This is a genomic window from Streptomyces xiaopingdaonensis (genome assembly GCF_000262345.1).
Taxonomy (GTDB): Bacteria; Actinomycetota; Actinomycetes; order Streptomycetales; family Streptomycetaceae; genus Streptomyces; species Streptomyces xiaopingdaonensis.
Genome location: NZ_AJTQ01000080.1, coordinates 1 through 7,387 on the forward strand (window position 1 = coordinate 1; position 7,387 = coordinate 7,387).

At 70.8% G+C, this 7,387-nt stretch carries 6 protein-coding genes and 1 riboswitch; of the genes, 2 read left to right on the plus strand and 4 right to left on the minus strand.

The genetic code is table 11. From position 1 onward, the window contains the following. Positions 1-23 precede the first annotated feature (23 nt). Positions 24-902, minus strand: a complete 879-nt coding sequence (locus UWG_RS0106980) for an LLM class F420-dependent oxidoreductase (protein WP_016906485.1) — start codon at positions 900-902, stop codon at positions 24-26. Positions 903-1,305: 403 nt separating this feature from the next. Next, positions 1,306-2,103 carry a histidine phosphatase family protein gene (locus UWG_RS0106985; RefSeq protein ID WP_016906486.1) on the minus strand — a complete coding sequence of 266 codons (798 nt, stop codon included), beginning with the start codon at positions 2,101-2,103 and terminating at the stop codon, positions 1,306-1,308. A gap of 298 nt (positions 2,104-2,401) precedes the next feature. Between UWG_RS0106985 and UWG_RS0106990 the strand changes: the two genes are divergently transcribed. Both UWG_RS0106990 and UWG_RS0106995 read left to right on the plus strand, forming a co-directional pair. Then, positions 2,402-3,766 (plus strand): MFS transporter, encoded by a 1,365-nt coding sequence (locus tag UWG_RS0106990; RefSeq protein WP_029391231.1) that lies wholly within the window; start codon positions 2,402-2,404, stop codon positions 3,764-3,766. A 135-nt stretch (positions 3,767-3,901) separates the two neighbouring features. After that, a riboswitch (cobalamin riboswitch) is annotated at positions 3,902-4,020 on the plus strand. 132 nt (positions 4,021-4,152) lie between these two features. Beyond that, positions 4,153-4,866: a (2Fe-2S)-binding protein gene (locus UWG_RS0106995; RefSeq protein WP_237720012.1), complete on the plus strand. Its 714-nt coding sequence runs from the start codon at positions 4,153-4,155 to the stop codon at positions 4,864-4,866. A gap of 15 nt (positions 4,867-4,881) precedes the next feature. Here UWG_RS0106995 and UWG_RS0107000 read toward each other — a convergent pair whose 3' ends face one another. Both UWG_RS0107000 and UWG_RS0107005 read right to left on the minus strand, forming a co-directional pair. Beyond that, entirely contained in the window at positions 4,882-5,475 is a 594-nt protein-coding gene (locus UWG_RS0107000; RefSeq protein WP_016906489.1) for a MarR family winged helix-turn-helix transcriptional regulator, read from the minus strand. 29 nt (positions 5,476-5,504) lie between these two features. Further along, positions 5,505-7,121, minus strand: a complete 1,617-nt coding sequence (locus UWG_RS0107005; protein WP_016906490.1) for an FUSC family protein — start codon at positions 7,119-7,121, stop codon at positions 5,505-5,507. Between the last annotated feature and the right edge of the window lie 266 nt (positions 7,122-7,387).

Sequence of the window (7,387 nt, forward strand, 5' to 3'; positions counted from 1 at the left end):
GGCTCCGAGCCCCGACCCCCAAGTCACCCCAGCGACAACATCTCCGAAACCCGCTCCCACCCCCTCCGCGGAAGGTGTCCGGGCCCGCTGCCGTCGAAGACCTGGAGGGCGAGGTGATCGGCGCCGGCGTCGAAGAAGGCGTGGATGCGGGCGCTGATGTCCTGCTCGCTTCCCCACGCGAAGAGGGCGTCGATGAGGCGGTCGCTTCCGCCGTTGGACATGTCGTCCTCGGTGAACCCGCCCCGCAGCCAGCTCTTCCGGTAGTTGGTGAGCCCCAGGTAGAAGGAGACCGCTTCGCGGGCCAGCGTGCGGGCGCGTTCCGGATCGCTCTCCAGTACGACTCCGAGCTCCGGGCTGAGAACGGGCCCGTCGCCCAGCGCTTCCCGCGCATGGGCCACCTGTTCGGTCGTGACCAGGTACGGCATCGCTCCGGCCGAGCGATCCCGGGCGAGACGCAGCATCCGGGGGCCGAGTGCCGCAAGCGTGCGCCGCAGGGGAGGAACGGAAGTGGGACAGCCGTCCAGGATGTCGAGGTACTCCACCATCGCGCTGTACGGCCGGCGGTAGTCGGCGGCGGCCTGCGGATGGCTGACGCCGAGTCCGAGCTGGAACCGCCCCGGGTAGACGGACTCCAGCGCGTCGAGGCGGAACGCCGTCTCCTGCGCCGGCAGCCGCCAGATCGACTGGATCGCCGTGCCGATGACCATGTGCTGTGTGGCTCCGAGCAGCGGCATCGCGTTGTCGATGGTGCTGTTACCGACCCACAGGGTCCCGTAGCCCATTCCCTCGATTTCGGCGGCGACGTCCGCCTGCTCGCGGGTGTCCTGCGCATGCAGAGGGCAGAAGATGCCGTACCTGCCGAAATCGGGCACCAGGTTGGATGCGATGCCTTCGCTGGTCAAGGGGGCTCCCTTCGGACGGGCGGAGTGGCGCACGGCGCCCGGGGTCGTCGGTGAGCAGCATCCTCGCACCGGCGCTACCGCGACCGGGCGAGCCGCCGCCGTGTGTCAGGCGGGTGCGGAGGGTGCGCGCGCACCATCTTCGTCGGAGCTGAAAGCAGTCGTGATCGGGACAGGCGTCGGCCAACCGTGCTGAGGGCCAAGTGCGTGGTAGGGCCGAGGCGTTCTCCGAGCCTGCTGCCGAGGAAGCGCCGGTTCGTCGACGACACCTTCGCGATTGCACACGCAGGATCGAGAGGTGCGGGACACGGCAGACTCGTCCGCGCGGCATCCCCGACCGTTCAGCAACCGGCAACCCGCTGCGACCGCTGCCGGCAAGTGCCGCCCGTCCGACTCCAGTTGCCGGTCACCCCCCTTCCCCGTCGTCCAAGTGCGCGGTGCACCCGAACTCCACGAGGCTGATCCACCGGCCCAGACGGCGCCAGCGCGAGACCGAAGCGTTGGGAACCGGCAGGTCGAGCCGGGGAGGCGCGCCGAGCCCGGCGAGGATCTGGCGGAGCGTCTGGACGACGGAGTCGTGGGTGACGACGAGGAGTTGCCGGTCCGCGGGCACCGAGGCGGCGAGGTCGACGAGGAAGGCGCGCACTCGTACCGCCACGTCCGCGATCGACTCGCCACCGGGCGGACGGTAGAACCACTCGCCCGACCGCCGTCGCCGCTCGGCCTCCTGCGGCGACGCGGCACGGACTTCCGCAGGCGTGAGCAGCTCGTGGACGCCCGTCTCCCGGTCGCGCAGCCGCTCGTCCACCACGACCGGCGGGACGGCGACGCCCGCCGTCTCCAGTTCGGCGGCGATCGACTCCCACGTCTGCCGCGCCCGCACGTACGGCGAGGCAGCCACGATCCACGGCCGCCGCCCGGGGCCTCCGGTCTCGGCCAACCGCCGCCCCAGGCGGGCCGATTGGCGCACACCGGCGGCCGAGAGCGGCACCTCCGCATCGGTCTCCTCGTGGCCCGGAGCGTCTGCGTGCGACCGCGCTGTCGCGGCGAACCGGGCGTTCGCAGTGGACTCGCCGTGCCGGACGGCGACGACCTCGTCGAGTCCGGCGTTCCAGGCGAGTACGGCCGGGCGTGCGCCGTACTCGGCGTCCCCGTCGACCCGTGGTCGGCGTTGTGGCGGGTAGGGCTCGTGGTCGGCTGCCATGATTGCTCCGTCGGGCCGCGTCCGGCGTGCGTGTGCAGTTGCGAATTTTCGGCCACCTTCGGAAGTCAACGGGCGCAGTGGCGGCCTTAGTTGGTCATCATGCGCCAATCGGGTCGGTCTCTTGCGGGTATCCGTCGGCGAGTCGTGTGTCCCGGCGGGTCGGCCGGTGAAGGGCTGGGCGAACTCTCCGTCGCGGGTAGCGGTTTCGGTGCAGTAAAACCTAAGCGCTTAGTGATTGACCCCTTAGAGAAGACGCGCTTAGTCTCGCCGCGACTTCGTTGCTCGCGGAAGGAACCCCATGGCAACCGTGGCCCGGAAAACCGAGCCGAGCTCAGTGGCGGCCCGGCTCGAACGACTCCCGCACTCCCGTTGGCACGTCAAGGTGCGCTTGCTGATCGGTGTCGTCACTTTCTTCGAGGCGTTCGACCAGCTCATGGCTGCTTCCGCTCTTCCCGTGCTCACCGAGGAATGGGGGCTCAGCGGTGGTCAGGCGACCTTCGCCATCACCTCGGGGTCGGTCGGCATGCTCGTGGGAGCTCTCGGCGCCGGGTGGCTCGGCGACCGGATGGGCCGGGTGCGAACGGTCGCGCTGGGGACCGCCGTCACGGCCGTCTTCAGTGTCGCCGTCGCGCTCTCCACCGACGTCGAGCTCTTCGCGCTCTTCCGCTTCGTCCAGGGCCTCGGCATCGGCGGTGTGGTGCCGGTGGCGGCGACGTACATCAACGAGATCGTCCGCTCGGACAGCCGGGGCAAGATGGTGCTTCTCTACGAGCTGATCTTCCCCGCCGGTCTCACGGCGGCCACGCTCGTCGCCGCCTGGGTGGTGCCGAACCTTGGTTGGCGCGCGTTGTTCGTGATCGGCGGGCTTCCGATCCTGATCGCTGTCGCGCTGCGTCGGCATGTGCCCGAATCTCCGCGGTGGCTCCTGGCGAAGGGCCGGGAGGCGGAGGCCGAGGAGATCATCGCGCGGATCGAGGACGAAGTCGTACGGACGACGAAAAAGCCGCTGGCGGACCCGGACGTGGAGGTCCCCGCCGAGCAGTCGGGCGGCCGACTGCGGGAGATCTTCACCGGCAGGTACCTCAAGCGCACGGTGGTCCTCTCGACCCTCTGGTTCGTCGCCTACTACGTCAACCACGGCATCGCCGTCTGGCTCCCCTCGCTCTACACCTCGCACTTCGGGTTCAGCCTCAGCACCGCCCTCTACCTCACCGTGCTGAGCAACCTCACGGGCCTCTTCGGCAGCTTCGTGATGGCGATGGTGATCGACCGTGTGGGGCGCCGCCCCGCCTTCACCTTCGCGCTGGGCGCGCTGACGGTGACCCTCGCGGCGCTGGCGATCGCCGGTGCGACGTCCGGTGCGCAGGTCGCCGTCTTCGCCTCCATCGCGACGCTCTTCGTCTTCTCCATGAACGCCGGCCTCTACCTCTACTCGCCGGAGCTCTACCCGACGCGGAACCGTGCGATGGGCGCCTCGTTCGGCGGGCTGTGGAACCGGCTCGGCGTCATCCTCGGCCCGATCGTCGTCGGCGCGATGATGAACTCCGGTGCGAGCCTGCGTCTCGTCTTCGTCCAGTTGGCCTGCGTCGCCGCCGTGGGCGCTCTGGTCGCCTTCTTCTCGCCCGAGACCAAGGGCAAGACGCTCGAGGAGCTCAACTCGTAGGCCCCGCCGTCCGGTTGCCGTCGCCGTCGGCCGTACGCAACTCGCGTGCGGCCGCGGCGCGTTCAGCGCCGCCGGGCCCACTGGCGTACGGCGTGTGCCGCTGCGATGATCGGTCGTGTATCCGCGGCGGCGGACGAGGAAGCCGGTGCAAGTCCGGCACGGTACCGCCACTGTGAGGGCGAGCGAACCCGTCCGCAGCCACGGCCCGTTGGGCCGGAAGGCCGGGGGAGCGAGGAACCCGAGTCAGGAGACTCACGCCGCCGCGCCTCCACCGACCGGGGCGGAGTTCCCCGAGAGAGGGCAGGTGCCGTGCGCGTCCCTTACCGAGAGCGCCCTTGCAGCCCCCGTACGCCGACCGGTGCGACGCGTCCGCCGGGTGGCTCGCGATGACCCACTACCTCGACCGACTCCGTTGTGCCGGCCCGCACTTCGACCTCGCGACCGGCGAACGCGACGACACCGGCGACTTCCTTTCCCTCGCGGAGGTCTACAGAGGTCGCGACGGTGCCCTGAAGCGGTACGCCTGCCACGTCGCGGAGGTCATCGGCACCGAGGAGCCGCGCGTCGCCGCGTCCACGCTCCACCTCGGCACGGTCGCCCGTCTGGCCTCGCTGGCGCTCGGCTCGGCCGCGCTCGGCGGAGCCGTGCCCGATCTGCGTCCCGAAGCTCTCCGCTGGCGCGCCCCCGGCGGCGTCGTACAGCTCTGGCTGCCGGAACTCCGCGAACTCCCCGCGGAGAGAGGCCTCTCCGAAAACGTCCGCCAGGTCTTCGCGGCACACCTCACCCAACTCGACGCCGCCGTCCACCGGTTGTGGAAACTCTCCCCGCAAGTCATGCGCGGGAACGCGGGCTCGGCGGTGGCGGGCGCCGTACGGGTCCTCGGTCGCGAGTACCCGGAAGCGGGCCGACGGGCCGCACGACTCGCCGCGACCCTGCTTCCTCGCGAACCCCTCGCGGGAGCAGGCGAGTTCGCCCTCAACGACGAGACGCTGGCCTTCGCGCGGAACAACTGCTGCCTCTACTACCGCGTCAGAGGCGCGGGTACCTGCGGGGACTGCGTCCTGCGCGAACGCCGGAGTACACGAGAGCCGGCGGCCTGAACCCGGCGTGCCCCGTCAGACCCGCGGCATCGCGATCCTGCCCTCGAGCACGGCCAGCAACTCGGCGAGGACACCCGCGAGTTCGTCCCGGCGGGGAAGCGGAAGGCCGGAGAGCAGCTCGGCCTCGTAGGCGAGTTGCTCCGGCATGAGCCGGTCGATCAGTGCCCGTCCCTCCTCGGAGAGGGAGACGTGCACGACGCGGCGATCTCTCGTACCCGTCCGCCGCTCCACGAGCCCGCGGTCCTGTAGCTGCTTCAGCCGCTTGGTGACGGCGGCGCCCGAGGCGAACGTCTGCCTGGCGATCTGCCCGGGGGTGAGCTCCCTGCCCTCGCGGCGGAGCGTGCCGAGGATGTCGAACTCGGCGCGCGCCAGGCCCTCGTCGGCGAGCGGGGCGTCGACGGCCTGCTGGAAGAGCGCCGCACAACGGTTGACCCGGCCGATCACCCCCATCGGGCCGGTGTCCAGGCGCGGATCGACCTCCTCCCACTGCCGCCTCGCGCGCGCCACGACGTCCTCGGCGGGATTCCCCGGCCGCGTCGCTGCCTCCGACGACGGGGCCGCCTCCCGTGCAGTGACCGCCTCGGCGCCTTTGCCGGACTCCTCCGCCACGTCTCTCTCCTCTCGGACAGGCTGCCCGATCATTCTCCCGCTGCTGTTGCGCTCTCCGTCGACCGGCCTGCGAGGGCCGTCCGGCGCCCGAGCGCTGCGAGGACCTGGTGTCCTTCGCGCTCGGCGGTGGCCACCGAATCCTCGGGCAGCCTGCGCTGCCACCACTCGCCGGACGCCGTGTCCACGGCCTCCCTGAGCTCGACGAGGGCCGCGAGCACATGGTCACGGTGACCGTCGAGGCGGCAGTCGTCCATGCCGTCCGCCATGGCCCGCAGTGCGGCGGTGCGCGCGTCGGCCACCTGCCCGACGGCCGCCCGTGTCCGGTGCGCCGCGCGGCGGTTGGTGATCAACATGCAGCACAGGAGACCGACGGCCGCGCCGACGACCGTGTCGATCACGCGGTCCCCGATGAGTTCGCCTGCCGGCAGCTCCTGCCCGAAGAGGCTGAGGAGCAGGGCCATCGGCGTCACGAAGGCGTTGCCGAGCCAGTAGTTCCGGGAGATGAAAGCCTCGGCACCCATCTGGCAGAGGAAGGCCAGGAGGATCGTCGCCAGCGGGCCCGTGTGGATCACGGGGATGAGCAGGGCGAAGACGAGCAGCCCGACGAAGTTGCCCAACGAGCGCTGGACGGCCCGCTTCCAGGAGAGCGTCGCGTTCGCCTGTATCACCGAGGCGACGGTGACCACGGCCCAGTACGGATGCCCCACACCGAGCGCCATCGACAACCACCCGGCGACAGTGCTGCCGAGCGCGATCCGTACGGCGATGGGCAGCAGCGGCGAGCCCGGCTCTTGTACACGTCGCCAGACGATGGCGGGCCCCCGCGTGCGCTGGCGCGTGGGGGCGTGACGTGGGGCAGCCGTGCGCTCTTCCCGGCCCTCGCGCTCCAGCTTGACGCCGATGAGCTCGCCGGTCTGCTCGGGGGTGAGGGCGGTGTGCGGCACTGGCTCGTTCTTGCGCAGCCTCCGTGCCCAGGCCAGATACGTCGTGGCTTCGTCCGCGTCCGCTTCGGGACTTTCCGCGGTGAACGCTGATTCGGCGCGGACGAGGAGGTGCTCCAGTCCGAGGCGGTCGGCCACCGCCGAGGTCGAGCCGTCGGGCGCGAGGGACAGGGTGTGCCACGCGGAGTCGATCGCGGCCGCAGCCGCGCGGCGCGCTCCGGGTGCCGCGTCGGGTGCCGCCTGCCGCAGGCGTGCCGCGGTTTCCAGTGCCCGGGCTGTGGCGATGCGTTCCGGGCCGCGGGGACGCACCAGCCCGGGGGCCATGCCGATGACCCAGGCGAGGGCGCCGCCCAGGAGCGTCAGGCCGACGTGTCCGGGGACCTGGTGGAGTTCCTGAGGGAGGAAGAAGGCGCTCGCGGAGACGAAGGTGAAGATGAGGTTGCCGGGTGGGCCGATCCGTACGGCGTCGCAGACCAGCTTCTGCACGGCGGCCAACGCCGAAGCGCCGACGACGAGAAGTGCCGTGGAGCTGAGGAACGAGGCGCTCAGCAGAGCGACGGCGAGTCCGGAGGCCATGCCGAGAACGACGACGGCGAGGGTGCGGGCACGGGCGGCGTAGGGCTGGGCGTGTGCGTACAGGGCGCACATCGAGCCGGCGGAGACATAGAGGACGAGGTCAAGCCGCCCCACTGTGAGCAGGACCAATTGTGGTACCACGAGGGACAGGGCTGCGCTGACGGCCGGCTTGTGCCAGGTGTCGCTCGCTGCTCCCAATCGGACGGTGCCTTGCCAGGGCATGGGTGGGATGGCCCTCAGAGGAGTGCCGGAGTGGAGGGTCTCCTTCGGGGTGGAGGGCGAAGTTGGGTCGTTCACGCGTGAAAGGTTAGCAGGTGTTTTATGAACGAATCGAGTTGGTGGTAGGCATGTCGGGGCTCGGGGCTCGGGGCTCGGGGCTCGGGGCTCGGGGCTCG

What these genes read in the sequence shown, in the direction of transcription:
- UWG_RS0106990 (WP_029391231.1), top strand. Translation starts at nt 2,402, where the DNA reads ATGGCAACCGTGGCCCGGAAAACCGAGCCGAGCTCAGTGGCGGCCCGG.
- UWG_RS0106995 (WP_237720012.1), top strand. Translation starts at nt 4,153, where the DNA reads ATGACCCACTACCTCGACCGACTCCGTTGTGCCGGCCCGCACTTCGAC.
- UWG_RS0106985 (WP_016906486.1), bottom strand. Translation starts at nt 2,103, where the DNA reads ATGGCAGCCGACCACGAGCCCTACCCGCCACAACGCCGACCACGGGTC.